Annotated in this window: 25 protein-coding genes; 13 read left to right on the top strand and 12 right to left on the bottom strand. The window is 66.1% G+C overall.

Translation table 11 applies throughout. The features are described 5' to 3' along the window. Positions 1-6: 6 nt before the first annotated feature. On the bottom strand, positions 7-927 hold the full coding sequence (locus ASF61_RS04095) for a MoxR family ATPase (RefSeq protein ID WP_056151428.1): 921 nt from the start codon (positions 925-927) through the stop codon (positions 7-9). A gap of 92 nt (positions 928-1,019) precedes the next feature. On the opposite strand from ASF61_RS04095, the gene ASF61_RS04090 reads away from it, so the two are divergent. Continuing rightward, positions 1,020-1,946, top strand: coding sequence for a histone deacetylase family protein (locus ASF61_RS04090; protein WP_056151426.1), 927 nt, complete (start codon positions 1,020-1,022; stop codon positions 1,944-1,946). Between the two features lie 94 nt (positions 1,947-2,040). Here the strand turns inward: ASF61_RS04090 and ASF61_RS04085 are convergent, their stop codons facing one another. Beyond that, on the bottom strand, positions 2,041-4,029 hold the full coding sequence (locus ASF61_RS04085; RefSeq protein WP_056151424.1) for an OPT family oligopeptide transporter: 1,989 nt from the start codon (positions 4,027-4,029) through the stop codon (positions 2,041-2,043). Between the two features lie 158 nt (positions 4,030-4,187). Here ASF61_RS04085 and ylqF point away from each other — a divergent pair, with 158 nt between their 5' ends. Then, positions 4,188-5,111: a ribosome biogenesis GTPase YlqF gene (gene ylqF, locus ASF61_RS04080; RefSeq protein WP_056151422.1), complete on the top strand. Its 924-nt coding sequence runs from the start codon at positions 4,188-4,190 to the stop codon at positions 5,109-5,111. Positions 5,112-5,185: 74 nt separating this feature from the next. On the opposite strand, the gene ASF61_RS04075 is transcribed toward ylqF, so the two are convergent. Next, positions 5,186-5,986, bottom strand: a complete 801-nt coding sequence (locus ASF61_RS04075; protein ID WP_056151420.1) for a class III extradiol ring-cleavage dioxygenase — start codon at positions 5,984-5,986, stop codon at positions 5,186-5,188. Positions 5,987-6,149: 163 nt separating this feature from the next. Between ASF61_RS04075 and ASF61_RS04070 the strand changes: the two genes are divergently transcribed. Both ASF61_RS04070 and ASF61_RS04065 read left to right on the top strand, forming a co-directional pair. Continuing rightward, positions 6,150-8,108 (top strand): TonB-dependent receptor, encoded by a 1,959-nt coding sequence (locus tag ASF61_RS04070; protein ID WP_056151418.1) that lies wholly within the window; start codon positions 6,150-6,152, stop codon positions 8,106-8,108. Positions 8,109-8,352: 244 nt separating this feature from the next. After that, positions 8,353-8,685, top strand: a complete 333-nt coding sequence (locus tag ASF61_RS04065) for a hypothetical protein (protein ID WP_056151415.1) — start codon at positions 8,353-8,355, stop codon at positions 8,683-8,685. A gap of 28 nt (positions 8,686-8,713) precedes the next feature. On the opposite strand, the gene ASF61_RS04060 is transcribed toward ASF61_RS04065, so the two are convergent. The 6 genes from ASF61_RS04060 to ASF61_RS04035 are packed head-to-tail and all read right to left on the bottom strand — an operon-like array spanning position 8,714 to position 14,250. After that, a complete protein-coding gene (locus tag ASF61_RS04060) occupies positions 8,714-9,586 on the bottom strand; it encodes a biotin/lipoyl-binding protein (protein ID WP_082491191.1) in 873 nt (290 codons plus the stop codon). A gap of 20 nt (positions 9,587-9,606) precedes the next feature. Then, the gene (locus ASF61_RS04055; RefSeq protein WP_056151411.1) at positions 9,607-9,807 is read right to left on the bottom strand and encodes a DUF1656 domain-containing protein; all 201 of its coding nucleotides are present in this window, start codon (positions 9,805-9,807) and stop codon (positions 9,607-9,609) included. Next, positions 9,797-11,941: an FUSC family protein gene (locus ASF61_RS04050; protein WP_056151410.1), complete on the bottom strand. Its 2,145-nt coding sequence runs from the start codon at positions 11,939-11,941 to the stop codon at positions 9,797-9,799. Before ASF61_RS04050 ends, ASF61_RS04055 begins: the two co-directional genes overlap by 11 nt. Before the next feature lie 10 nt (positions 11,942-11,951). Then, on the bottom strand, positions 11,952-12,452 hold the full coding sequence (locus ASF61_RS04045) for a MarR family winged helix-turn-helix transcriptional regulator (protein WP_056151408.1): 501 nt from the start codon (positions 12,450-12,452) through the stop codon (positions 11,952-11,954). 55 nt (positions 12,453-12,507) lie between these two features. Further along, complete coding sequence (locus tag ASF61_RS04040; protein WP_229205703.1) at positions 12,508-13,956, bottom strand: efflux transporter outer membrane subunit; 1,449 nt, start codon at positions 13,954-13,956, stop codon at positions 12,508-12,510. Between the two features lie 15 nt (positions 13,957-13,971). Next, on the bottom strand, positions 13,972-14,250 hold the full coding sequence (locus ASF61_RS04035) for a hypothetical protein (RefSeq protein ID WP_056151406.1): 279 nt from the start codon (positions 14,248-14,250) through the stop codon (positions 13,972-13,974). Positions 14,251-14,456: 206 nt separating this feature from the next. On the opposite strand from ASF61_RS04035, the gene ASF61_RS23875 reads away from it, so the two are divergent. Continuing rightward, on the top strand, positions 14,457-14,903 hold the full coding sequence (locus ASF61_RS23875) for a hypothetical protein (protein WP_229205702.1): 447 nt from the start codon (positions 14,457-14,459) through the stop codon (positions 14,901-14,903). Positions 14,904-14,982: 79 nt separating this feature from the next. Here ASF61_RS23875 and sodB read toward each other — a convergent pair whose 3' ends face one another. Beyond that, positions 14,983-15,558, bottom strand: coding sequence for a superoxide dismutase [Fe] (gene sodB, locus ASF61_RS04025; protein WP_056151403.1), 576 nt, complete (start codon positions 15,556-15,558; stop codon positions 14,983-14,985). Positions 15,559-15,668: 110 nt separating this feature from the next. Further along, positions 15,669-16,649 carry a LacI family DNA-binding transcriptional regulator gene (locus ASF61_RS04020; protein ID WP_056151402.1) on the bottom strand — a complete coding sequence of 327 codons (981 nt, stop codon included), beginning with the start codon at positions 16,647-16,649 and terminating at the stop codon, positions 15,669-15,671. Positions 16,650-16,834: 185 nt separating this feature from the next. On the opposite strand from ASF61_RS04020, the gene glk reads away from it, so the two are divergent. Beyond that, positions 16,835-17,860: a glucokinase gene (gene glk, locus ASF61_RS04015; RefSeq protein WP_056151400.1), complete on the top strand. Its 1,026-nt coding sequence runs from the start codon at positions 16,835-16,837 to the stop codon at positions 17,858-17,860. On the opposite strand, the gene xseA is transcribed toward glk, so the two are convergent. Further along, positions 17,857-19,233: an exodeoxyribonuclease VII large subunit gene (xseA, locus tag ASF61_RS04010; protein WP_056151398.1), complete on the bottom strand. Its 1,377-nt coding sequence runs from the start codon at positions 19,231-19,233 to the stop codon at positions 17,857-17,859. The two genes, glk and xseA, sit on opposite strands and share 4 nt — an antisense overlap. A 91-nt stretch (positions 19,234-19,324) precedes the next feature. Between xseA and ASF61_RS23110 the strand changes: the two genes are divergently transcribed. The 7 genes from ASF61_RS23110 to adk all read left to right on the top strand — a co-directional run bounded on the left by ASF61_RS23110 (position 19,325) and on the right by adk (position 24,166). Then, positions 19,325-19,522 (top strand): hypothetical protein, encoded by a 198-nt coding sequence (locus tag ASF61_RS23110; RefSeq protein ID WP_156369447.1) that lies wholly within the window; start codon positions 19,325-19,327, stop codon positions 19,520-19,522. 586 nt (positions 19,523-20,108) lie between these two features. Continuing rightward, positions 20,109-20,714 carry a MotA/TolQ/ExbB proton channel family protein gene (locus ASF61_RS04005; RefSeq protein ID WP_056151396.1) on the top strand — a complete coding sequence of 202 codons (606 nt, stop codon included), beginning with the start codon at positions 20,109-20,111 and terminating at the stop codon, positions 20,712-20,714. Between the two features lie 9 nt (positions 20,715-20,723). Continuing rightward, entirely contained in the window at positions 20,724-21,158 is a 435-nt protein-coding gene (locus tag ASF61_RS04000) for a biopolymer transporter ExbD (RefSeq protein ID WP_056151394.1), read from the top strand. 71 nt (positions 21,159-21,229) lie between these two features. Then, complete coding sequence (gene lpxK, locus ASF61_RS03995) at positions 21,230-22,240, top strand: tetraacyldisaccharide 4'-kinase (RefSeq protein ID WP_229205705.1); 1,011 nt, start codon at positions 21,230-21,232, stop codon at positions 22,238-22,240. Next, the gene (locus ASF61_RS22550; protein WP_081632595.1) at positions 22,221-22,397 is read left to right on the top strand and encodes a Trm112 family protein; all 177 of its coding nucleotides are present in this window, start codon (positions 22,221-22,223) and stop codon (positions 22,395-22,397) included. The genes lpxK and ASF61_RS22550 overlap by 20 nt, the downstream gene beginning before the upstream one ends. After that, complete coding sequence (kdsB, locus tag ASF61_RS03990) at positions 22,398-23,159, top strand: 3-deoxy-manno-octulosonate cytidylyltransferase (RefSeq protein ID WP_056151393.1); 762 nt, start codon at positions 22,398-22,400, stop codon at positions 23,157-23,159. Positions 23,160-23,509: 350 nt separating this feature from the next. Further along, positions 23,510-24,166, top strand: a complete 657-nt coding sequence (gene adk / locus ASF61_RS03985) for an adenylate kinase (RefSeq protein ID WP_056151392.1) — start codon at positions 23,510-23,512, stop codon at positions 24,164-24,166. The last annotated feature ends 26 nt before the right edge of the window (positions 24,167-24,192 follow it).

Below are 24,192 nucleotides of genomic sequence, written 5' to 3'. Positions count from 1 at the left end.
GACCGCCTACACCGGCACCGAGGCCTGCCACTGCAGCACCAGGTCGCCGCTGGCCAGCGCTGCGCCGTGGGCCGCCCTGGCCGGGCGCAGGCGGTGCGTGCAGACGGGTGCCAGCACCGCCTGCACGTCCTCGGGCAGCACGTGGTTGCGGCCTTCGAGCGCGGCCCAGGCGCGCGCCGCCTGCAGCAGGGCGATGGCGGCGCGCGGGCTCAGCCCCTCGGCGAACAGGCCGTCGTGGCGCGAGGCGGCGGCCAGCCGCTGCACGTAGTCGGCCAGCGCGGGCGCCACGTGCAGCGCGCGCAGCGCGGCCTGGGCGGCGGCCAGCTCGCTGGCCGTCATGGCCGCCGGCAGCGTCTTGAGCAGGGCGCGCCGGTCCTCGCCCAGCAGCAGCGCGCGTTCGGCGGCGGCGTCCGGGTAGCCGAGCGACAGGCACATCAGAAAACGGTCGAGCTGCGACTCCGGCAGCGGGAAGGTGCCGACCTGGTGGGTGGGATTCTGTGTGGCGATCACGAAGAACGGCGCGGGCAGCGGCCGCGTGACGCCATCGGCGCTGACCTGGCGTTCTTCCATCGCCTCGAGCAGGCCGGACTGGGTCTTGGGCGTGGCGCGGTTGATTTCGTCGGCCAGCAGTACCTGGGTAAACACCGGGCCGGGATGGAACACGAAGCCGTTCTGCTCGCGGTCGTAGATCGAGATGCCGTTGACGTCGGCCGGCAGCAGGTCGCTGGTGAACTGGATGCGGTTGAAACGCAGGCCCAGCGAGATGGCCAGCGCCTGCGCCAGCGTGGTCTTGCCCACGCCCGGCACGTCTTCGACCAGCAGGTGGCCGCCGGCCAGCAGGCAGGCCAGCGCCTGGCGGATCTGCACGTCCTTGCCGACGATGATCTCGCCTATCTGCCGTGCCGCCGCGTGTAATTTTGTGGTCATGATGTGTGGTAGATTAGCGCATAGAAAGCATGGACCGGTCCGACGTAGGGTCGATTCTATGCGAGAAACTGCGCCGGAGACACAACAGAGTCATGACCACCGCCATCTACAGCCATCCCGACTGCCAGCGCCACGACATGGGGGAGTGGCATCCCGAGTCGCCCGCGCGGCTGCAGGCGATTGCCGACCAGTTGATCGGCTCCCACATCAGCGACCTGCTCGACCACCGCGAGGCACCGCTGGTGGCCATTGCCGATCTCGAACGCAACCACACCCGCAATGCCATCGCCATCATCCGCGACAACGTGCCGGCGGCCGGCGATACCTATCCGCTCGACGGCGACACTGCCCTCAACGCCTGGAGCTGGCTGGCGGCGCAGCGCGCGGCCGGTGCGGCGGTGGCGGCCACCGACGCCGTGATCGACGGCGAGATCGACAACGCTTTCTGCTCGGTGCGCCCGCCCGGCCACCACGCGCGCGCGTCCGAGCCGATGGGCTTCTGCCTGTTCAACAACGTCGCCATCGCCGCCCGCCACGCGCTCGACGCGCGCGGTCTGGCGCGGGTGGCGATCATCGATTTCGACGTCCACCACGGCAACGGCACCGAGGAAGCGTTCCGCGACGAGCCGCGCGTGCTGATGGCAAGCTTCTTTCAGTACCCGTTCTTTCCGTATAACGAACCGCTGCCGGTCACGCCCAACCGCGTCAACGTGCCGCTGCCGCTGGCCTCGAAGGGCGACGACGTGCGCCGCATCGTCACCGAGCAATGGCTGCCGGCGCTGCATGCATTCAAGCCCGAGATGGTTTTTATTTCGGCCGGCTTCGACGCCCACCGCGAGGACGACCTGGGCGGCATGGGCCTGGTGGAAGCGGATTACGCCTGGATCACCGAGCAGATCATGGACATCGCCCGCCGCTACGCCGGCGGGCGCATCGTCAGCTGCCTCGAGGGCGGCTACAACCTCTCGGCGCTGGGCCGCAGCGTGGTGGCCCACCTGAAGGCGCTGGCCGAAATCTGAATCGGGAAGCGGGTCCGGCCGCAGTGCCGGCAGCGCCGCCCGGCCCCGTGGCCACGCGCCCGGCCAGCATGCTGCCGGGCGCGCAGCCGCAGATTCAGCCCGCCACCAGCCTGCCCTGCTTGCCGGCCCAGCGGTACAGGCCGACGATGGCAAACGCCGCCACCACCAGCGAGATCAGCATGGTGTGCGCTTCGGTCAGCGAGGTAGTAATGGCCAGCGGTTCGCCCTGGCCCGAGACCACGATCAGCCCGGCCAGCGCCACGTTGAACAGGCTTTCGCCCACGATGAAGCCCGACATGATCAGCACCGCCAGACGCTTGGCGGTTTCGCCGGCCGCCGAATGGCCGACCGCTTTCTCGAAGTAGTAGCCGAGCACCGCGCCCAGCACCACCGGCGTGATCACGGCGCTGGGCAGGTAGATCGCCAGGCCCACGCCCAGCGGCGGCAGGCTGTATTTGTCGTGCGATGCCTTCTTCAGCACGAAGTTGACCAGCACCAGGCCCAGGCCGATCAGGGCGCCGTAGCCGATCAGGTTCCACTGCAGGTCGCCGCCGATCACGCCCTTGGCCAGCGTGGAAATGAGCAGCGCCTGCGGCGCCGCCAGCGGCTGGTCGGAGATCGCATCGAGGTTCGGCGCACCGACGAAACCGTTGGCATGGTTGAGCAGTTCCACCACCGGCGGCACCACGCACGAACCGGCGAACACGCCGATCAGCAGCGCCACCTGCTGTTTCCACGGCGTGGCGTTGACCAGCTGGCCGGTTTTCAGGTCCTGCAGGTTGTCGTTGCCGATCACGGCCACGGCCAGCACCACGGTGGTGACGAACAGCGCATAGGCAACCAGCGCATGCGCCACTTCCGGTCCCATCACGCTGCGCCCCACCATGCCGACGGTGAGCGCGGCGCCGAGGATGGTGAGGATGGCGATGCCCGACACGGGCGAGTTGGACGAGCCGATCAGGCCTGCCATGTAGCCGCAGACGGCTGCGGCAAACACGCCGGCCACCAGGATGTAGCCGACACCGACCGCCACCAGCGGCAGCGACAGCGACGCCAGGGGACCGCCCTGCAGGAAGCTGGCCAGCAGCCAGCCGGCCGGCACCATCGCCAGCAGCGTCACCAGGCCGACGATGAAGATCGGGATGTCCTGTTCGGTACGGTCGATGACGGCGCCTTCGAGCTTGGCGCGGCGCGCCGTGTCCATCGCCGATTTGAGGCCGCCGATGATGGGCTTGGCCAGGCCGGCCAGCGTGATGATGGCGGCCACGCCAATCACGCCGGCGCCGATCATGCGCACTTCCTTGGCCCAGATCGACAGCGCGTGGCCGGCGGCGTCCATGCCGGCGGCAGCGGGCGCCAATGTGGTCAGCCACGGCACCAGCATGCCCCAGGCGATCACCAAGCCGACCAGCATGGCCACACCGACCGTGATGCCCATCAGGTGACCGGCGCCGACCAGCGCCAGCGAACCGGCCGCGCCGAGGCCCGTGGCGCCGGTGGCGCTGGTACGGAAATAGATGCTCAGTTCACCGGCCATCAGCTTGGCGGCGGCGCCGGCAGCCATGACCGCCGAGGCGATGGCGCCCAGCAGCACGGCGCGCAGGCCTGCCTTGCCTTCTTGCGCGCCGGCGCGCGTGGCGGTGCCCACCTTGAGCACTTCGGCCGCCGCCACGCCTTCCGGGTAGGGCAGCGTCGATTGCGACACCAGCGCGCGGCGCAGCGGCACCGTGTACATCACGCCCAGCACGCCGCCCACGGCGCAGGCGCCAAAGGTGGGCCAGAACGGGATGTGGGTCCACCAGCCGACCATCAGCAGGCCGGGCAGCACGAAGATCACCGAGGCCAGCGTGCCGGCGGCCGACGCGATGGTCTGGACGATGTTGTTTTCCTGGATGGTGGCGTTCTTGAATGCCGAGAGCAGCGCCATCGAGATCACCGCTGCCGGTATCGAGGTGGCGAAGGTGAGACCGACTTTCAGGCCCAGGTACACCTGCGCTGCCGTAAATACCAGCGTGATCAGAATGCCGAGGGCAATCCCGCGGATGGTGATTTCCCTGGGATTGGATAATGCCGCACTATTCATCTTCAAACTCACTCCGGATGACAATATTGTTTATATGGTTATTAAAACGCCAGACGGACCATGATATCCGAATCCTGCCCCGGCCAGCAGGTAAAATAGCGGATTGTCAGAACGATTTTGAAGGTCAGAGCATGTCGATACAATGGTACCCGGGGCATATGAACGCCGCCAAGAAAAAGGCGGCCGAGCAGATGGAAAACATCGATCTGGTGATCGAAGTGGTCGATGCGCGCCTGCCCGAGGCCAGCACCAATCCCATGGTGGCCGAGCTGCGCAAGTTCCGCCAGCGGCCATGCCTGAAAATCCTCAACAAGACCGATCTGGCCGACCCGGCAGCCACCGCCCAGTGGGCCGACTTCTACAACGCCCAGGAAGGCGTGACCGCGTATCCGATGACGACCAAGAAGCCGGCCGACGTGGCGCGCGTGATCGACCTGGCGCGCAAGCTGGCGCCGCACCGCAGCGTGCCGACCAAGCCGCTGCGCATCATGATCATGGGGATCCCCAATGTCGGCAAGTCAACGCTGATGAACGCCCTGCTGAAAAAACGCGTGGCAAAGGTCGGCGACGAGCCGGCCGTCACCAAGCAGCAGCAGAAGCTCTACCTCGACAAGAACACCATCCTGGTCGATACCCCGGGCATGCTGTGGCCGAAGATCGCGCTGCCCACCGACGGCCTGATGCTGGCAGCGAGCCACGCCATCGGCTCGAATGCCCTGATCGAGGAAGAAGTGGCCGTGTACCTGGCCGACGAGATGCTGCGCTACTACCCGGACCTGCTGGTGGCGCGGTACGGCTTCAAGGACATCGCCAGCTTCGACGGCATCGCCGTGGTGGAAGGCATTGCAGCCAAGCGCGGTTTCCGCCAGAAGGGCGGCGATTACGACTTCGAAAAGGCGTCGCACACCTTCCTCGGCGATTACCGCAGCGGCGTGCTGGGACGGATCTCGCTCGAAACGCCAGCCTCGCGCACCGAGCGTCTGGCCGCGCACGAGGCGGAGATGGCGATCAGGAATGCGGAAAAGGCCGCTGCAGCAGCGGAAAAGGCGCGCAACGCCGCCAATGGCAAGCGCGGGACGTGATCGCGCCGGCGGCCCTTGAAGCCGCCAGGTCCGCCCAGGCGGGCATCGCGTTCCGGCGCCGGCGCAGCGGCCTGCTAGCCGAAGCGGACGCTGCTGACCGCCAGCGCCCCCATGAACGCGTCTTCGTGGTACGGCACGCTGGCCGCCGCCTGCTCGGCCGCCCCCAGCACCACCATCAACGGTAACAAATGCTCCTCGCGCGGGTGCGCCATGCGCGCGCCCGGTGCCCGTTCCCAGTCGATCAGGGCCCGGGTGCGCTCGCCCGGCGGCAGCGCCATCGTCGCGCGCAGCCAGTTGTCAAACGCGTGCGACGCGGCCGCGCCCTGGGCGTTGAAGGCGCGCAGGTTGTGGTAACTGAGGCCGCTGCCCACGATCAGCACCCCTTCGTCGCGCAATGGCGCCAGCAGCCGCCCGGCCTCGATATGGGTGCGCGCGTCGAGGCCGTGCTTGAGCGAGAGCTGGACGATCGGCACGTCCGCTTGCGGGAACACCGGCACCATGGCGCTGAAGGTGCCGTGGTCGAAGCCGCGTCCGTCGTCGAGCGTTGCCGGGTGGCCGCCGGCCTGCAGCAGCGCCTGCACGCGTGCGGCCAGCGCGGGCGAGCCGGGTGCCGGGTACTGCACCTGGTAGGTGTGCGGCGGGAAGCCGCCGTAGTCGTAGATCATCGGGGGGCTGGCCGACGACGACAGCAGGAAGTCGCGCCCTTCCCAGTGGGCGGTAATGACCAGCACCGCACGCGGCTTGCCGCCGATCTGGCGCGGGATGTCGCGCAGCGATGCGTCGAGCTGCGCGTACAGGTGGCCGACCTGGTCCATCATGAACGGCCAGGGGCCGCCGCCGTGGGACAGGAAATAGGTGGGGAGGGTGGTAGACATGGCTTGCACTCCGGGTCGATTCAATTGACCAATATAGGGCCGCGCGGTCGGCTCGACAATGGCGAAAAAATGGATAGGTTCCATCCAAAATATGGATGCTGAAGGACGTGCAAAATATCACGCGTATAATGTGCGCCTTCCCGTTTTACTGGTCATCCATCCCATGTCTTCTGCACTTCGTCCGCGCCTGCTCGCTGCCGCCGTTTCCCTCTGTTTCATCGCCCCTGCCGCTGTGGCGCAAGTGCCCCAGGCGCTGTCGCCGGTCGTCATCACCGGCGCCCGTTTCGATGCCGATCCGTCGCTCGCGCCCATCGGCGCCACCGTCATCACGGCCGACGAGATCCGCCGCGCCGGCGCCAGCGACGTGAACGCCGCGATCCGCAAGATCGGCGGCGTGTTCGGCCGCCAGAGCCTCGATGGCAGCCCGGACTTCACGCTCGACCTGCGCGGCTTTGGCACCAACAGCGCCCAGAACATGGTGATCGTGGTCGATGGCGTGCGGCTGTCGGAAAACGAATTGCGCAATCCGGTGCTGTCCACCATCCCGATCGACAGCGTCGAGCGCATCGAGATCACGCGCGGCGGCGCCAGCGTGCTGTACGGCGACGGCGCCACCGGTGGCGTGATCAATATTGTCACCAAACGTCCCGACCAGCGCGCCGGCAGCGGCTCCGTGTTCGTCGAAGGCGGCAGCTTCCATGCCGGCGAGGCCCGTGCTTCCATGGCGCAGTCGTGGTCCGATTTCTCGGCCGATGTCAGCGCCGGCCACCAGCGCACCGACAACTACCGCGACAACAACGCATTCCGCCAGTCGCAACTGAGCGGCGGCCTGCAATGGCACACCGACGCCGGTCGCGTGGGTGTGCGCTACGAGGGCGCACGCCAGGACTCGCGCCTGCCCGGTGCGCTGACCGAAGCGCAGTTCAAGGCCAATCCGCGTCAGACCTTCTCGCCAAATGACTACGGCGCCCTCGACAGCGACCGCCTGACCGGATTCGGCGCCTACCGTCTCGATGGCCACGACCTGGCGGCAGAACTGTCGTACCGCAAACGCACCGTGGACTCGAACTATCTGTCGTCCGACTTCCCGTATGTCTCCAGTTTCGATACCAGGCAGCTGCAGTTCTCGCCGCGGGTGCGCAAGCTCGGTGCGGTGCGCGGCATGGTCAACGAACTGCTCGTCGGCGCCGATTTCACCAAGTGGGAGCGTACTGTCAAGGTGGCCGGCGCACCGGCCGATCCGTACGCCGAGCAGAAGTCGAAAGCGGTGTACCTGCGTGACGAACTGCGTTTCGATCCGGTCCATGATGGCCGTATTTCGGCAGGTGTACGGCGCGAATTGTTCGACAAGCACTACCGCGATACCCAGAGCTACGCCACCACCGGCTACAACCTGACGCAAGGCCTGAATGCCTGGGAAATCCAGTTGAGCTATATGCCGGCGAGCGGTCTGACCGTGTTCGGCAAGGCCGGCCAGAGCTACCGCCTGGCCAACGCCGATGAAAACGCCTACACGCCGGTCATCAACGAAGCACTGCGTCCGCAGAAATCGAAGGACCTGGAACTCGGCGCCACCTACGCCATCGACGCCGCCAGCAAGGCGACTGCGCGCCTGTTCCGCAGCAACCTGACCGACGAGATCTTCTACGATCCGGTCAACTTCGCCAACACCAACCTCGACCCGACCAGGCGCCAGGGCTTCGAACTCGACGCCGAGCAGCGCATCGCGCCGGACTGGCGCGTGAGCGCCCACTACCAGTACGTCGATGCCAAGTTCCGCAGCGGCGCCTTCGCCGGCAGGCAGATGGTGCTGGTACCGGAACACACCGTGACCGCGCGACTGAGCTGGGTGCCGGCCACCGGCCACAGCGCCGACCTCGGCGTGCAGTGGGTCGATGACCAGCGCTATGGCGAGGATTTTGCCAACAGCTGCGCCGGCAGAATCCCGTCCTACACCACGCTCGACGGCCGCTACGCGCGCACCGTCGGCCAGTGGGAGCTGGCGGTCTCGGGCCAGAACCTGACCGACAAGCGGTATTACTCGCAGGCGTACAGCTGCCTGCGCGGGAACGGCGGCATTTACACTGCCGATGGCCGCCAGTTAAAGCTGTCTGCACGCTAGAGTTTTTAAGCGGCCGATAAGGGAACCTCGAAAAACCTACTGCGCGACCCGCTATCGCTTCTCCGTTGCTCAGCGTACCTCCGTACGCTTGCGCTACTCAAGACGACATCGGGCCGCTCGCTACGGTTTTTCGAGGTCCCGATAAGGCAAACAGTGGTAACCTCGCGTCGTGCCATCGTCATGGGAGCATGACACGGCGCCGGGGTAGATACGACGGGTTTGGGGTTTATTGAATGGACGAGCGATGAAAAAGATCAGCGAAGAGCGCGAGGCAGCCGAAGGCAAGGTGATGAAGATCTACAAGGAGTCGTCGCCGGCCATCGAAAACCTGTTCGAATGGGCGTACATCAACCACGTGGCCTGGAGCGCGGCCCTGCTGCTGCTTGCCGTGGTGGTGTGGCTGTCGGTGGTGCTGATCGGCGTCGAGAACCAGCGCCATGCGCTGGCGACCAAGCAGTGTCAGGACAAGGTGTTCACCACCGAGATCGACAAGAAGTGCCTGCGCACCGTGCAGTCGCGCGAGCACTGGTGGCAGCACCTGCAGTACGCGCTGACCCATTCGGGCGGCGACGACTGAAACCCCAGCCCGCGCCAGCGGGCTTTTTTCACGCTGAAGCCTTCGGATGGATCACCACCGTGCAGGTGGTGCCGGCGACCAGCGTCAGGCCTTTCGGCTGCTGGTCGATGTGGATGCGCACCGGCACCCGCTGCGCCAGTCGCACCCAGCTGAAGGTGGGATTGACGTCGGCCAGCAGTTCGCGGCCCAGGTTGGCGTCGCGGTCGGTGATGCCGCGCGCGATGCTCTCGATGTGGCCGTGCAGCGCCGTGTCGCCGCTCATCAGGCGCATCTCGACCGGGTCGTTCAGTTTCAGCAGCGGCAGCTTGGTCTCCTCGAAATAGCCGACCACGTAGTACGAGGCGCTGTCGATCACGGCCAGCTTGGCGGCGCCGACGGCGGCAAAGTCGCCCGTGTGCACATTCAGGTTGGTGACGTAGCCGGTGACCGGGGCACGCACGGTGGTGCGCTCCACGTTGAGCGCAGCCATGTCGCGCGCGGCCAGCGCGGCCTGGTACTGGGCCGACGCGGTGCCGACTGCAAATTGCGCGGTCTCGCGGTTCTCGGCCGAGATGATCGAGGCGTCGAGCGCGGCGCGGCGGTCGGCCTCCCTGGTGCGGCGGCCTTTTTCCACCTGCTGGGCGCGCAGCGTGGCATTGGCCTGCGCCAGCGTGTTCTGATAGCGGGCCTGGTCCACCACGAACAGCACGTCGCCCTGGTGGACGAACTGGTTGTCGCGCACGCGCACGTCGGTGACGGTGCCTGCCACGTCGGCGCTGATGGTGATCACGTCGGCCCGGATACGGCCGTCACGGGTCCAGGCCGATTCCATGTAATGGTCCCAGGCCAGGCGGCCCAGGTAGAGGGCGGCGCCCAGCAACAGCAGGGTAAGAATGAAGCGGAAGATTTTGGATGCGCTCACGGGATATCTCGCAGACAGGTTCATGGATAAAGGGTGATCAGCAGGGCGCTGAAGATGCAGACGAACAGGCACACGCGCACCAGCGCCGGGTGCCAGCTGCGGCGGTAGGCGCCGACGCGATTGAGCACGCTGTCGAGCGCCACCTGCAGCAGCAGCGTCAGCAGGAACAGCGGCAGCACGCCGGGTAGCAGTACGCCGAAAAAGTTGATATCACGCGGCATGGCGGGTTTCTCCTGTTGAAATCTGGTCCAGCAAGGACGTGTAAATGGCATGCAGGTCGGCCAGCGCCGTGTGCAGCGCGGGCAGCCGTTCCGGCACCGCGTCGGGCAGCACGGCGCGGATCGCCGCACCGGCCTGCAGGATGGCGTCCAGCGCAGCCTGGCCCTGGCCCTGCTGCGGCGCTTGCAGGTAGTGGGCCACGCGCGCGACCACCTGCTGCAGGCTGTGGCGCACCGGACCCGCTGGCGAGGCGGCGATCAGCTGGCGCAGTTCGATCACGGCGTGGCCCAGTTCCAGCAGCGTCAGACCCTGGCGCACCACGGCGCGTGCGGCCTCGCGCGGCGCCGGGCCGGCAGCGGCGTTCAACTGGCTGAGCAGGTCGCGCACGCGGTTGTCAAAGCGGCGTTTCAGGCGTCCCAGGCCGGCCGTGCAGGCGCTGCGCGCCTCGCGCCAGAGGGCAGCGGCGACGTGGTCGCGCTGGCCCATCGTGTGCTCGGGCAGCACCACGGCAAACATCACGTAGGCCACCACCACGCCCATGACCAGCGACAGTTCGCTCGACAGGAACGATTCGACGTCGTAGCGCATCTGGTTGGCCGGCACCAGCAGCGTGGCCGGAAACAGGCCCAGGCCGACGCCGATGCCGCCCCATTTCGGGATCGTGGTGATGTAGGCGCCGAGCGCGAAGATCGGCAGCGTGGCCAGTACCATGGGCGCGAAATCGTCGGCGCGCGCCACCAGCCAGAACTCCGTCACGAACGACAGCGGCACGGCGATCAGGAAACCGATCAGCACCTGGTGCACCATGGCCGTGGGACGCGGCGAGGACGAGGCCAGCGCGCAGAAGATGGTCGCCATCAGGATCACGTTGCCCATGCCGGGCCAGGCCAGCCAGTACCAGGCGCCGGCCGCCACCAGCAGCGTGGCGCCGGCGCGAAAAGCGGAGGCCAGCACGATGGCAGGCGGCGTGCGCGGCGTATAGGCCACCGGATCGCTGACCTGCTGGCGCCTGTCCTCGGTCAGGCCGTGGTACAGCGCAGCGAACTCGCCGAGGTCGCGCGCAAAACGCTGCAGCAGTTCGAGTGCGGTGTCGAAGTCGATCCGGTGCGGGCGGTCGAGCGCCGTGGCGTCGGCCTGGCGTTGTGCGGCAGCGATGTCGGCGGCCAGGCCGGTGCGCAGCTGCGCCATGCGGGCGGCGCTGAGGTCGTCCTTGAGCGCTGTCGCCATGCGGGCGTGGATCGGTTCGACCAGGGCCAGCACGTCGAGCGTGCCCGGCGCCGCAGCGTCGCTGCGCAGGCGGTGGATCAGCCGGTGCACCGTGTAGAACGTGGTCAGCACGTCCATGAAGGCGGCATTGAACGCATGCAGCTGGCGCGTGTGGGCGCTGGCGTGGCCGGCCTCGAAATAGGCGGCGGCGCGGCCCGACTCCAGCGCGGCGATGTCGGCAGCGAATTTCAGGTGATGGAGCTCGGTGTCGGCCGGCGACAGCCGGTGCTCGAGCACCTTCTGGCAAAAGCCGATGAAGCTCGCATAGCGCGCCTGCACGGTGCGCATCACGGTGTGCGCGTGGCGGCGCGGGAAGATCACGTCGTGCACCACGGTGGCGACGATGATGCCCAGGCCAACCTCGGTCAGGCGCGTGACGGCCAGCGTGAACACGTGGCCCGGGTTGTCGATGGCGGGCACCGCGATCATGCAGGCCGTGTAACCTGCCAGCACGAAGCTGTACGAGCGCTGGTTGCGGTGCATGGCGGCGCCGCCCGTGCACAGCGCAACCCACAGCGCCACGCCGGTCAGCAGCAGCGCCGGCGCCTGCGGGAACAGCGCCACCAGGATCACCGACGCGGTACAGCCGACCACGGTGCCGAGCAGGCGGTTGAAGGCTTTTTCCAGCACCATGCCGCTGCTGGGCAGGGCCAGGATGATGGTGGTGGCGAGCGCGGTGAAGGGGGAGTCGAGTTCGAGGCGGAACGCCAGCCACAGTGCGGTAAAGGCGGCCAGCATGGCCTTGGCGACGTACAGCAGGCGTGGCCCCTGGTCGCCGAACCAGGCCGCCGTTTCGGCAGCGACCCAGTCGAACGGTCCGCGCGCCGCGTTCTGGTGGGGTTCAGGGTGGGCGGCGCGGGGAGGGGTCATATTCAGTTGCCTATGTCAGTGTTTCCAGGTTATCGAGCTGCTTTGCCAGCAGCGCTTCCAGTGCTGCGATGTCCGAGGCGGCATAGCCGTCATAGGCACGCGTGGTGGTGCCCCAGACTTCGGGCATCACTTTTTCGGCCATCGCGCGGCCGGCGTCGGTGAGCGTGATCATCACGCAGCGCCGGTCGCCGGGCCGGTTACCGCGCGAGATCAGGCCCTGTTTTTCCAGGTCGTTGCACACGCGCGTGAGGTTGGCCGGTTTTTCCATGCAGGCCTCGCCCAGCGTGGAGGCGGTGGACGTTTCGTTTTCCGATCCGTACAACACCGCCAGTACCATGTAGCTGGCGTCCACCAGGTCGTGCTTGCGCAGTGCTGCGTTGCTCAGGTCCTTGATGCGCTTCTGGACGTGATACGTCATGCGCAGCAGGCGCATGAGGTCTTCTGGGAATTCGGGAATACGGGCATGGATGTTTTTCAGGCGCTTGTTGGTCGCGTCGAAACTACTGCTCATTACCTTGCTCCTGTGTTCATCGTAAAAGGACGATTGTACTATCAGAGACTGGGCCCTAATCCAGTTTTACCCCTCCACCCAATGCTGTCATCAGCAATGCATAGTTATCGAGTTGTTTGCTCGCCACTTGCGCCATTTGCTGCTGCTCGTTAAGCAAAGTCAGCTGTGCATTGATGACGTTGAGCGAGTCGGTCATGCCGGCCTTGTAGGCGCGTTCGGCCAGCTGCTGCTGGCGCCGCGCCGAGGCCAGCGCCTGTTGCGCCAGCTGGTCCTGCTGCTTGACCGAGGCGATGCGCACCAGGGCGTTGGCCACGTCCGACAGCGCCTGCACCACCACGCCGTTGTACTGCTCGACGGCCACGTCGTACAGCGCGGTCTGGTTGCCGAGCTGGCTGCGCAGGCGGCCGCCTTCGAAGATCGGCAGGCTGATCGCCGGGGTGATGCCGGTCATCTTCGAGTGGCTTTCCAGGAAGCGCGGAAAGCCCAGCGACTGCAGACCGACGAACGCCGCCAGGTTCACGTTCGGATAGAAGTCGGCCTTGGCGCCGTTGATGCGCGCACCGGCCGCTTCCACCCGCCAGCGCTGGGCCACGATGTCGGGCCGGCGACCTACGAGTTCGGCAGGCAGCGTGGCGGGAATTGTCGCGCCAGCGCCGTCTTGCAGGGTCAGCTGTGGCCGGGCGATCGTTTCGCCGTCGCCCGGTCCCTTGCCGATCAGGGCTGCCAGCTGGTTGCGCAGCAGGGCGATCGAGGCGTCGATCTGCTCGTGCTCGCGCTGGCCGGCCGGCAGCGTTGTTTCGATGTTCGCCACTTCCAGTTCGGTCGCCAGGCCGGCGGCGCGGCGCTGGCGCGTGATCTCGAGGATGCGGCGGCGCTGGGCCACGTTCTCGGCCACGCTGTCCTGCAGCGTGTAGTCGAGCGAGAGCTGGATGTAGGCGCGCACGATGGCGGTTTCCAGCGTCAGGCGCGCCATCTGCGCTTCGGCCGACGCCATGCGCACATCGTCGAGCGCAGCGGCGAGCAGGTCGCGGTTGCGGCCCCACAGGTCGAGGTCGTACGAGCCGGACAGCACGGCCGTGTTCTTCCACGCGGTCTTGCCGGCCAGCGCGGCCGGGATCGCGCCATTGGCGGTATAGAGCTCGCGGTCGATGCTGGCCGAGGCGTCCACCTTGGGCAGCGTGGCGGCACGGGCCACACCGGCCAGCGCTTCGGCCTGGCGCACGCGCGCCTCGGCTGCGCGCAGCGTCGGGCTGCCGGCGATCGCGGTGGCGACCAGCGTGTTGAGCTGCTCGTCGTGCAGCGCTTCCCACCACGCCTGCGAGGGCCATGCCACGTCGGCGCCGGCATGGGCGATCGCCTTGCCGGCGTTGAGCGTCTGCGGCGCGACGGGCACGGCCTGCGGTGCGATCTGGCCCATGTCGGCACAGCCGGCCAGCACCAGCAGCACGCCCGCCAGCATGGCGGCAGCGGCGCTGCGGGTCCGGGAGCGTGCACGCGGCATCATGGCGCGAACCATCGCTTACTTGGCGACTTGCTTGCGGGTTTGGGCCACGTCGAAGTCGGCCTCGGTTTCCAGCAGCGTGCCGTTCTTGCGCGCTTCGATCACCTGGGCCTGGACTTCGGCGCGGGTGAGGCGGTGTGGCTGGGCGGCTTTGACAGCGGCAGCGGCGGCGGCAGTGGTGTCAGCGGCGGCGGCCGTATCGGCTGCAAACGCGTTGGTCACGCTGGTAGCCGTGGCGGCAATGGCGAAGACGACAGTGGCGGCAGCGCGCAGCAGGTCCTTGGTGGTGGTGCTCATGATGAACTCCTCGGTGAATGTGTTGTCGATGAATGTAACTATATACCTGAACAGTTCATTTGTAAAGTAATTGTTTCTATGGAAGCGATAGGGCGGGGCTACCGCAGCGGCAATCGCGCAGCTAAGCGCGCAGCTAAGCGCGTGCGCGCACCGAGCGGCGCGCCTGTGGATGGTGGAATACGGTTTTACAGTTGAAGGAGCAGATCATGGCAGACAGCACCCTGGACCCGGACAACATCCCCGCAGGTAACGACCGCAGCCTGGGCAGCGGCCACGGCACGCGCGGCCTCGGACCGAGCGACAATTCCGACAGCGGCAGCGACGTGGCCAATGACCACGACCTGGCGCTCGACAGCGACACCGATGCGCAGGGCACGGGCGAGCGCACCGACGTCGGTTCGCAAACCCTGGTGGCCGGCGACGTCGGCTACGACCACGTGGAGGCGATCCCGTCGTCGGAACGCCTGGTGGACGCCGACTTCCGCGATCCGGTGCCGCTCGACGACGACGGCAGCGTGCCCGATGACCGTCTGGGCGTGGAAGCCGAACCGCACGACAGCCGCGGCGACAGCGACACCGAAGTCAAGGGCGATATCGAGGGCGGCGAAGAACTGGGCCGCCGCACCGGCGGCGTGCCGACCGCGCGTCCATAACCGTTATGCGGACGTAAAAAAAGCCCGAACCCTGCGAGGGGTTCGGGCTTTTTGCTGCAGGCAGCCGGCGCGTGTTCGGTCAGTTGAAGTTGGCGGCTGCGAAGTCCCAGTTCGCCAGCGCGAAGAAGGTTTCCAGGTATTTAGGACGCACGTTGCGGTAGTCGATGTAGTAGGCGTGTTCCCACAGGTCGCAGGTGATGAGCGCCTTGGCATCGGTGGTCAGTGGCGTGGCGGCGTTCGAGGTGTTGACGATGTCGAGCGAACCGTCGGCCTTTTTCACCAGCCAGGTCCAGCTCGAACCGAAGTTGCCGACGGCCGACTTGGTGAATTCTTCCTTGAACTTATCGAACGAACCCCACTTGGCGTTGATGGCGTCGGCCAGCGCGCCGCTGACGGCCTTGCCGCCCGGGGTCAGGCTGTTCCAGTAGAACGTGTGGTTCCACACTTGCGCCGAGTTGTTGAAGATGCCGCCCGACGATTTCTTGATGATCTCTTCCAGCGACAGGTTTTCGAACTCCGTACCCTTGATCAGGTTGTTCAGATTGGTGACATAGGTCTGGTGGTGCTTGCCGTAGTGGTATTCCAGCGTTTCCTGCGAGATGTGCGGCGCCAGGGCGTCGATGGCATAGGGCAGAGGTGGCAGAGTATGTTCCATGGAGCTTCCTTTATCGGATGAGGTTGTAACCAGGTGGTTTTTGGCGAAACGTCATTATTGTAAGGGGGATGCCGTTTTGCTGCCAAAATGGCCCCGCTTGGCGTGTGGGATCAGCGCACGCGGCGCGTGGTTTCGCGCACCACCAGTTCCACCGGCGGAATGTCGGCCTGCACCGCGTCGCCGTCGATCAGGCGCAGCAGCGCGCGGGTGGCGATGCGCCCCATGTCGTACATGGGCTGGCGCACCGTGGTCAGCGGCGGCGTCGTGTACGACGAGCCCGGCAGATCGTCGAAGCCGACCAGCGAGATATCGTCGGGCACGCGGATGCCCTTGCGGTACAGCGCCAGGCGCGCGCCATAGGCGCTGAGGTCGTTGGCGGCAAACACCGCGGTGAACTGCTGGTGGGTGTCGAACAGGCGGTTCATGGCCAGCATGCCGCTCGCTTCGTGGTAATTGCCTTCCACCACCAGCGCCGGGTCGATCTCGATTTGCGCCTCGTGCAGGGCGCGGCGGTAGCCTGCCAGGCGCTCGTCGGCGTCGTAGTTGTTGGCCGGGCCGGAAATGAAGGCGATGCGCCGGTGGCCCAGTTCGATCAGGTGGCGCACGGCCAGCCAGGCGCCGTGCTCGTTATCGGTCTTGAAGCCGAGCGCGCCGGGCGTGTGCAGCGCGCGGCCGGTGGACACGATCGGCCGCTGGCTGGAAAAGCCGAGCACCGCTTCGTCGGAGATCCGTCCCGACAGCAGGATGATGCCGTCGACCTTGCGCGCCAGCAGCAGCCGTACGCGGTCCGCTTCCTCTTCCGCGTTCCAGTGGCCGCTGACGATGACGGAGGCGTAGCCGGTACCCTTGAGGCCGTCGTCGATGCCGCGCAGCGTCTCGTCGAAGAACGGCGAGGAAATATCCTGCACCACGATGCCGACCGTGAGCGAGCGGCCCTTCTTGAGGCCCTGCGCCATCTGGTTGGGCGCGAAGCTGACTTTTTCGATGGCGGCCAGCACGGCCAGGCGCTTGTCGTCGGACACCTTGGCGGTGCCGTTGAGGATGCGCGACACGGTACTCGGTGAGACCCCCGCCAGGCGGGCGACGTCCATCAGGGTCGATGGGCCGGAAGAGGGGGCAGTAGCTGGCAACGTGCAGTCCGTAATCAAGTGTGAAAGTATGATGAAATCCTTGCCGGCGAAGATTACCATAGTTAAGGGCGTGCCTTATAATCAACTTGATATGTTTAGCTAGGTTCTGGCTAAGTGCACAACAAGAATAATCAGAGGTCAGAGACATGCAGATTCCCGCTCAACGAGCTGTCAACCCGGCGGCGCAAGCCGGTTTTTCCCACGGCGCCAGCGGTCCGCGCCTGCTGGCCGACATCGGCGGCAGCAGCGCCAGCTTTGCGGTGGAAACCGCACCGCAGCAGATCGACGCGGTCTGGGTGACCGACTGCGCCGCCTACCCGACGCTGGGCGCAGCCCTGGTCGCCTACCTGTCGCAGCCGGCCACGGTGGCGGCGGGCGGCTACCAGGCCCGCTACGCCGGCATCGCGATCGCCAACCCGATCGACGGCGACTGGGTCACCATGACCAACCACCACTGGTCGTTTTCGATCGAGGCCGTGTGCTCGCAGTTCAGCCTGAAGTCGCTGGTGGTGGTCAACGACCTGCGCGCGCTGGCCACCGCGCTGCCGCACCTGGCGCCCGAGCACAAGCACCAGGTGGGCGGCGGCGCGCCGCGCGCCGGTGCGGTGATCGGCCTGGTCGGCGCCGACGCCGGCCTCGGCGTGTCATACCTGGTGCCGGTGGGCGAGCGCTGGCTGGCAATCGACAGCGAGGGCGGCCACACCACGTTCGCGCCGATGAACGAGCGTGAAATCGATATCCTGCGCTATGCGCGCCGCCACCATGAACACGTGTCGAGCGAACGGCTGGTGTCGGGCATCGGCCTGGGACTGGCGTACCGGGCGCTGTGCGAACGGGCGCGCATCGAGCCGCAGGCGCTGAGCACGCAGGAGATCGTGGCGCGCGGCCTGCGCCGCCAGTGCCCCGTGTGCGAGGAAGCGCTGCAGGCGTTCTGCGAGATGCTGGGCACGGTGGCCAGCAACGTGGCGCTGACCCTGGGCGCCAAGGGCGGCATCTATATCGGCGGGCGCACGGTGCTGCAGATGAGCGAGTTCGTCGAGCGTTCGGGCTTCCGCGCCCGGTTCGAACAGAAAGGGCGTTTTTCCGACTACCTGGCCCACATTCCGACCTATGTGATCACCGAAAAATACCCGGTGCTGATCGGCATGTCGGCGATGTTGTCCACCGACTAGTTTTCCTCGTGCCGGTCCGCCAGCGGCCGGACCGTCGCCACCGCCACGCTGGCGCTGCCCTGCGCCACCCGCACGCCCAGCACCGCGCCAGCCGCGATCTGCGCCGGCGACCGCACCACCGCGCCGGCCGGGTCGGTGACGATCGCGTAGCCGCGCTCCAGCGTGCGCTGCGGATTCAATAACTCCAGCTGCGCCGACAGGGCCGCCAACGCGGCGCGGCGCTGCTGCAGCGCGCGCACCATGGCGCCGGCGCCGCGCCCGCGCAGGCCGAGCAGCGCCGCGTGGGCGGCGCGCGTGTCGGGCGTGCATGCGGCCAGGCGCTCGCCAAGCCGGTCGAGCTGGTGGCGGGCGCGCACCAGCGGCGCGCGGTGGGCGTGCGTCATTGCGGTCGAGAGCGCCAACAGTTGCAGACGCTGCTGGCCGATCCGGGTCTTCGGATTGAGCAGGCGCCGCGTGTAGCCGTCCAGCGTCTGGGCAGCGTCGCTGACGGCGCGGCGCATGGCGCGGCGCAGGTCGGTGGCGTCGGTCCGCAGCGATGCCAGCCAGTCGGCGCGCGGCGTGACGGCCAGCTCGGCCGCCGCCGTCGGCGTGGCGGCGCGCAGGTCGGCAGCGAAGTCGCACATCGTGAAATCGGTCTCGTGGCCGACGCCGGAAATCACCGGCATGCGGCAGTTGGCTACCGCGTACGCCACGTCCTCGTCGTTGAACGACCACAGATCCTCGATGCTGCCGCCGCCGCGGCACACGATCAGCACGTCGCAGTCGTTGCGCAGCGATGCGGTGTCGATGGCGGCGGCGATTTTCTGCGGCGCCAGCTGGCCCTGCACCGGCGTCGGATACAGCACCACGTGCACGTGCGGCGCGCGCCGCCGCAAGGTCGTCAGCACGTCGCGCAGCGCGGCCGCCTGCGGGCTGGTGACGATGCCCACCACGCGCGGAAACATCGGCAGGGCGCGCTTGCGGTCGGGATGGAACAGGCCGGCCGCGTCGAGTTTTTCCTTGAGCCGCAAAAACGCCTCGAACAGGCTGCCCACGCCGGCGCGGCGGATCGCTTCCACGTTGATCTGGTAGTCGCCGCGCGCGCCGTACAGCGTGACCAGCGCCCGCACCTCGACCTTGTCGCCTTCGCGCGGCGTGAAGTTGGCGTACTGGGCGCGGCCGCGGAACATCACCGCGCGCACCTGGGCGGCATTGTCCTTGAGCGTGAAATACCAGTGGCCGGAGCTGGCGCGCGTGAAATTGGAGATTTCGCCGGCGATCCAGGTCAGCGGAAAGGAGCGTTCGAGCAGCCGCGCCACCGCCTGGTTCAGTGCCGACACGGTGAGCACGGGCGCGCCGTCGGCGGCAGAGTCGTTTGCTGGGTCGAAGTTCATCGTTTCATTCATGAAAACTATCCACACAATGTGAATCTCGTCACATAGCGGTCATCTTATACAAAGAGCTGGAAGTATTACAGATAGGTCCATGATTTTAAAAGAAAAATATGGCTGCCTGATTTACTTGCATCAAGAAAAAAACCTTATGGATCAAGGACTTTGGTCGGGCCTGCCACGGTTACGCACAAAGTTATCCACACAAACTGTTCATACTTTGCTGGCGGAGCGCTATTGTATGGTGTGCCTAAAATTTATGCTGCAACAGGAATTTGTGACGAATCAATGACTTAGAATCAGCTTAAGCCTATTACGCACAATATTGTCCACAGAACGTGTGCAGAACTGCCATTTTACCTGTGGAAGCGCACCCCAAACTGCCTGCCTTTTTTTTGAGCGTTGGCCATCATCGCTTTATAATCAACAGCTTGCACTGTGAGCACGGGCCTTGCGCACAATCTTATCCACACAATGTGTGCAGAAGTGCACAAACCACTGCGCCGGCGCAGGACACGGTGCAAAAAATCTGCGTAAAGGACGCAAACGGGGCCGGTGCCAAATTTTTACTCAGGGAAAAAATTCCCTTATGAATCAAGACCGTTGCGCCATCGCACGGCGATTGCGCACAATTTTATCCACACAAATTGTGCAGAAGTTCGCGAGTCCTGTTCTGCCAGCCGCGCCGTGGCCATGCGTCAAATTCGTGCATGGAAAAATTATGCTTTTGAATCAAAGACTTAGTCATGGCGCCAGGTGCTTGCGCACAATCTTATCAACAGAATGTGGGCATAACTGTCTCTTGCCGGCGGCGGCCCAACACGATACATTGCGGCTTCGGGCTTGCGCCCGGTTCATTTCATCCACAGGAGTTAGTTTTGCTCGCCATTTTTCAAGCTGCAGGTTGGCCTATCTGGTTGTTGCTGATCGCCTCGATCGTTGCCATGGCCCTGATCATCGAACGCCTGCTCTACCTGCGCCGCGCCAAATTACTGCCGAAAAAACTGTTCGACGAGGTGGTGCAGGTCTACCGTGGCGGCCAGATTACGCCCGACATCCTCGACAAGCTGGAAAAAAGCTCGCCGCTGGGCACCGTGCTGGCGGCGGCGCTGCGCAACGTCGATGCGCCGCGCGACGTGATGAAGGAATCGATCGAGGAAGCGGGCAGCGGCGTGGCGCACACGCTCGAGCGCTTCCTCACCACGCTGGGCACGATCGCCACGCTGGCGCCGCTGATGGGCCTGTTCGGCACGGTAGTGGGCATGATCGAGATCTTCGGCGCGCAAAATCCGTCCGGCGCCAATCCGGCGCAGCTGGCGCACGGCATCTCGGTGGCGCTGTACAACACCGGTTTCGGTCTGGCCATCGCCATGCCCACGCTGGTGTTCTACCGCCACTTCCGCGCGCTGGTGGACAGCTTCGTGATCGACATGGAGCAGCAGGCGGTGAAGTTCGTCGATGTCGTGCACCGCCAGCGCAAGTAAGGGGCTGCCGTGAATTTCCGCAAAGGCAAAGGCAGGGAAGACCCCGAGATCAACCTGATTCCGTTCATCGACGTGCTGCTGGTGATTCTGATCTTCCTGATGGTGTCCACCACCTACAGCAAGTTCACCGAGCTGCAGATCACGCTGCCGACGGCCGAGGCGCAAAAGCCGGAGGACAAGCCGTTCGAACTCAATGTGACGGTCGACGCCAAGGGCAACTACACGATCAATGGCGACCCCGTCTCGTTTCGCGACGTGGCCGGCCTGGCGCAGGCGATGCGCGGCGTGGCCGACAAGAGCGGCCTGAAGGACAAAGCGCCGGTCGTGATCGTCAACGCCGACCAGTTCGCGATGCACCAGATGGTGGTCAATGTGATGGAAGCGGCGCGCATTGCCGGTTTCGACCGGCTCACGTTCGCGGCCCAGACCGGGGGCGGGAAATAGGCGCACCGCCCAGGACGCCGGCGCAGGCGCCGGCAGGCGCGACTCTGGAAGCCGCGCTGACCCGCAACTGGCTGCGCCGGGGGCCGCTCGCGTGCGCGCTGTGGCCGCTGTCGTTGCTGTTCCGGGCTGTCACCGCGGTGCGGGCAGCGCTGTTCCTGGCCGGCTGGCTGGCGTCGTCGCGGTTGCCGGTGCCGGTGGTCGTGGTCGGCAATATCTACATCGGCGGCACCGGCAAGACGCCGCTGACGATCTGGCTGGTGCAGGCGCTGCAGGCGGCCGGCATGCGCCCGGGCGTGATCTCGCGCGGCCACGGCAGCGCCGGCGCCGCGCCGCGCGAGGTGGGCGCCGACGCCACGCCGGCCGAGGTGGGCGACGAACCGCTGCTGATCCGCCAGCGCACCGGCTGCCCGGTGATGGTGGGGCGCGACCGCGCCGCCACCGGCCGTGCGCTGCTGGCGGCCCATCCCGAGCTCGACGTGCTGCTCACCGACGACGGCCTGCAGCACTATGCGCTGCAGCGCGATATCGAAATCATCCTGTTCGACGGCCGCGGCGCCGGCAACGGCTGGCTGCTGCCGGCCGGGCCGCTGCGCGAACCGGTTTCGCGGCGGCGCGATTTCACGGTGATCAATGCTCCGCTGCTGACCGATGCGCTGGTGCGGTCGGTCGGCGGTGGGGCAGGCGCGCGGGCGCCGATCCGGATGACGCTGGCCGGCAGCCACGCCGAGCAGCTGGCCGATCGCAACCGGCGCATGCCGCTGGCCGCGCTGCAGCAGCCGGGCCGGCGCCTGGCTGCCGCTGCCGGCATCGGCAACCCGGCGCGGTTCTTCGGCATGCTCAAGGCGGCCGGTCTGACCATCGCCGAGCTGCCGCTGCCCGACCACCACGACTTCCGCGACCGGCCTTTCGACGCCCTGCACGCCGATGTGATCTTGATCACCGAGAAGGATGCAGTAAAATGTGCGCAAATTGAAGAACTCAGAGACGACCCGCGACTATGGGTCGTCCCGGTCACGGCGCACATCGATGGCGCGCTGGCCGACCAAATCGTGGAGAAATGTCGTGGACGCAAGACTGCTTGATATCCTGGTGTGCCCGGTCTGCAAAGGCCCCCTGGAGTACGATAAGAAAGCCCAGGAAATGATTTGCAAGGGCGACCGCCTGGCATACCCGATCCGCGACGGCATTCCGATCATGTGGGCCGACGAGGCCCGCACCTTGCAGGACAAGGCGGACTAAGTGGCGGGGTCGTCCGGCTTCACCGTCATCATTCCGGCGCGCCTGGCGTCCACCCGGCTGCCCAACAAGCCGCTGGCCGATCTCGGCGGCAAGCCGATGGTGGTGCGCGTGGCCGAGCGCGCCCAGCTGTCCGGTGCGGCGCGCATCATCGTCGCCACCGACCATGACGATATCCGCGCTGCCTGCGCAGCGCACGGCGTGGACGTGTGCATGACGCGCGCCGACCATCCGTCCGGCACCGACCGCATCGCCGAGGTGGCGCGCATGCTGGACCTGGCAGCGGACGCCGTGGTGGTCAACCTGCAGGGCGACGAGCCGCTGATCGATCCCGGCCTGCTGCAGGCCGTCGCCGCCCGCATCGGCGCCGACGTGCCGATGGCCACCTGCGCCCATCCGCTGCACGACGCCGCCGACGCCTTCAATCCCAACGTGGTCAAGGTGGTGCTCGACAAGCTGGATCGCGCCCTGTATTTTTCGCGCGCCACCATCCCGTGGCACCGCGACGGTTTTGCCCGCATCCAGTCGGCGCTGCCGGACGGCTACGTGCCGCTGCGCCACATCGGCCTGTACGCCTACCGCAACGACTTCCTGCAAACCTACCCCGCGCTGGCCGTCTCGCCGCTGGAAGGCATCGAGGCGCTCGAGCAGCTGCGGGTGCTGTGGCACGGCTACCCGATCGCCGTGCACGTGACCGACACGGCGCCTGCTGCCGGCGTCGATACGCCCGACGACCTGGCCCGGGTGCGGCTGCATTATTCGTGACCTGCCAGGCGGGCCTGGTCCCAGGGACTTGATCCATCTCAAGCCGGCCACGCGGGTGCTCCTGCTATAACGTCGCTGTGGTGCAGCGAGCCCCGGCGCGCACGGTGCTGGTGCACGATTCATACGAATATCCCCAAGGGAATGCATTTTTGCCTGCGGTGAACGGTATAAACGGTTATCGCACTGGCTGATGGGCCGGGTTTTGTGGTAAGTTTCGTACCAAGATAGTCGGATAATCAGTATTAGTACTGTGTACATGCGCTGTTTGCCTGTGCTGTGCCCGTGCACTGTGTCCACGCAACCATTACACCATTCACCACATCCTCCAAAAATCTGTTTTAGGAAACTTCATGCGTCTGATACTGTTAGGAGCACCAGGAGCCGGCAAGGGCACCCAGGCTAATTTCATCAAGGAAAAATACAATATCCCGCAGATCTCGACCGGCGACATGCTGCGCGCGGCGATCAAGGCGGGTACCGAACTGGGTCTGGCCGCCAAGCAGGTGATGGACGCCGGCGGCCTGGTGTCCGACGATCTGATCATCGGCCTGGTCAAGGAACGCCTGAAGCAGGACGACTGCGCCAACGGCTACCTGTTCGACGGATTCCCGCGCACCATCCCGCAAGCGGACGCCATGAAGGACGCCGGCATCAACGTCGACTACGTGCTGGAAATCGACGTGCCGGACGCTTCCATCATCGAGCGCATGGATGGCCGCCGCTGCCATCCCGGTTCGGGCCGCGTGTACCACGTCAAGTTCAATCCGCCCAAGGTCGAAGGCAAGGACGACGTCACCGGCGAAGACCTGGTGCAGCGCGACGACGACAAGGCTGAAACCGTGAAAAAACGCCTGGACGTGTATCACAACCAGACCGAAGTGCTGCTTGGCTATTACAACGACTGGGCCAAGTCGGGCGCCGAGGGAGCACCGAAGTACCGCCGTATCAGCGGGGTAGGCGCGGTGGACCAAATCCGCGACAGCGTGTTTGCTGCGCTGGCTGAATAAGACCTGAAAGCGGACCGAGCGTCCGC

This window comes from Duganella sp. Leaf126 (assembly GCF_001423125.1).
In the GTDB taxonomy this organism is placed as follows: Bacteria; Pseudomonadota; Gammaproteobacteria; order Burkholderiales; family Burkholderiaceae_D; genus Rugamonas.
This window is presented reverse-complemented; position numbering and strand designations above follow the sequence as displayed.

Coding starts and splice junctions, on each gene's coding strand:
- ASF61_RS04095 (WP_056151428.1), bottom strand. CDS start 927: ATGACCACAAAATTACACGCGGCGGCACGGCAGATAGGCGAGATCATC.
- ASF61_RS04090 (WP_056151426.1), top strand. CDS start 1,020: ATGACCACCGCCATCTACAGCCATCCCGACTGCCAGCGCCACGACATG.
- ASF61_RS04085 (WP_056151424.1), bottom strand. CDS start 4,029: ATGAATAGTGCGGCATTATCCAATCCCAGGGAAATCACCATCCGCGGG.
- ylqF (WP_056151422.1), top strand. CDS start 4,188: ATGAACGCCGCCAAGAAAAAGGCGGCCGAGCAGATGGAAAACATCGAT.
- ASF61_RS04075 (WP_056151420.1), bottom strand. CDS start 5,986: ATGTCTACCACCCTCCCCACCTATTTCCTGTCCCACGGCGGCGGCCCC.
- ASF61_RS04070 (WP_056151418.1), top strand. CDS start 6,150: ATGTCTTCTGCACTTCGTCCGCGCCTGCTCGCTGCCGCCGTTTCCCTC.
- ASF61_RS04065 (WP_056151415.1), top strand. CDS start 8,353: ATGAAAAAGATCAGCGAAGAGCGCGAGGCAGCCGAAGGCAAGGTGATG.
- ASF61_RS04055 (WP_056151411.1), bottom strand. CDS start 9,807: ATGCCGCGTGATATCAACTTTTTCGGCGTACTGCTACCCGGCGTGCTG.
- ASF61_RS04050 (WP_056151410.1), bottom strand. CDS start 11,941: ATGACCCCTCCCCGCGCCGCCCACCCTGAACCCCACCAGAACGCGGCG.
- ASF61_RS04045 (WP_056151408.1), bottom strand. CDS start 12,452: ATGAGCAGTAGTTTCGACGCGACCAACAAGCGCCTGAAAAACATCCAT.
- ASF61_RS04040 (WP_229205703.1), bottom strand. CDS start 13,956: ATGATGCCGCGTGCACGCTCCCGGACCCGCAGCGCCGCTGCCGCCATG.
- ASF61_RS04035 (WP_056151406.1), bottom strand. CDS start 14,250: ATGAGCACCACCACCAAGGACCTGCTGCGCGCTGCCGCCACTGTCGTC.
- ASF61_RS23875 (WP_229205702.1), top strand. CDS start 14,457: ATGGCAGACAGCACCCTGGACCCGGACAACATCCCCGCAGGTAACGAC.
- sodB (WP_056151403.1), bottom strand. CDS start 15,558: ATGGAACATACTCTGCCACCTCTGCCCTATGCCATCGACGCCCTGGCG.
- ASF61_RS04020 (WP_056151402.1), bottom strand. CDS start 16,649: ATGGACGTCGCCCGCCTGGCGGGGGTCTCACCGAGTACCGTGTCGCGC.
- glk (WP_056151400.1), top strand. CDS start 16,835: ATGCAGATTCCCGCTCAACGAGCTGTCAACCCGGCGGCGCAAGCCGGT.
- xseA (WP_056151398.1), bottom strand. CDS start 19,233: ATGAACTTCGACCCAGCAAACGACTCTGCCGCCGACGGCGCGCCCGTG.
- ASF61_RS23110 (WP_156369447.1), top strand. CDS start 19,325: ATGATTTTAAAAGAAAAATATGGCTGCCTGATTTACTTGCATCAAGAA.
- adk (WP_056151392.1), top strand. CDS start 23,510: ATGCGTCTGATACTGTTAGGAGCACCAGGAGCCGGCAAGGGCACCCAG.